At 61.5% G+C, this 616-nt stretch carries 1 protein-coding gene; it reads right to left on the bottom strand.

The window, feature by feature from the left end; translation table 11 throughout:
* Positions 1 to 30: 30 nt before the first annotated feature.
* On the bottom strand, positions 31 to 435 hold the full coding sequence (locus tag AB1L30_RS00100; protein ID WP_367011330.1) for a hypothetical protein: 405 nt from the start codon (positions 433 to 435) through the stop codon (positions 31 to 33).
* Positions 436 to 616 lie beyond the last annotated feature (181 nt).

Raw genomic sequence — 616 nt, 5'->3', positions numbered from 1 at the left:
GGCGCGCTCACGGCGATCGGGACGCTGACGTCAGCCATCGACAACGAGCTCGAAAATCGCGGGCAGGAACTGCTTGGCGGAGACCTGGAAGTCGAAATCTGGCAGCGATCGCCGAGCGAGGACGAATTCGAAGCGTTTGCGCGCTACGGGGAGATATCGACCGGCACGCGTCTGCAGGTCGTGGCTCGCAATGGCGAGAATACCGCGCCCGTCGGACTGAAGGCGGTCGATGCGGCCTCGATCACACCGTGCTGCTGCAAACCAGTGCCGGTCTGCGCGAGCATCGCCGAAGATCTTTTCCATCAGCGTACCAGGGACCACATCCAGTCCATGGCGGTGATGTTTGTCAATCGTGTCGTGATGAGCGATGTCGTTGCCATCGGCCGTGCTGGCGTCCGACTCTTCACAGGTCAACCAACTTCCCCATGGAGTCACACCACCGGCACAGTTGCGAACCGTGCCTGAGATCGCCCCGTCGACCTGATGCACAGCACCGGAATGATCGGTGCCGCGTCGCCAACGCCATCCTTGGCCACTGTGGAAATGCCGCTGCGTCGTCCCCAGGCGTATCGAAATCTATCGCGACAGTTGACCAAGTCGATGAGTCGCCGTTGGC

The sequence above is a fragment of the Bremerella sp. JC817 genome (assembly GCF_040718835.1).
Classification (GTDB): Bacteria; Planctomycetota; Planctomycetia; order Pirellulales; family Pirellulaceae; genus Bremerella.
The sequence above is the reverse complement of the archived record's forward strand: the minus strand, read 5'-3'. Positions and strand labels throughout refer to the sequence as shown.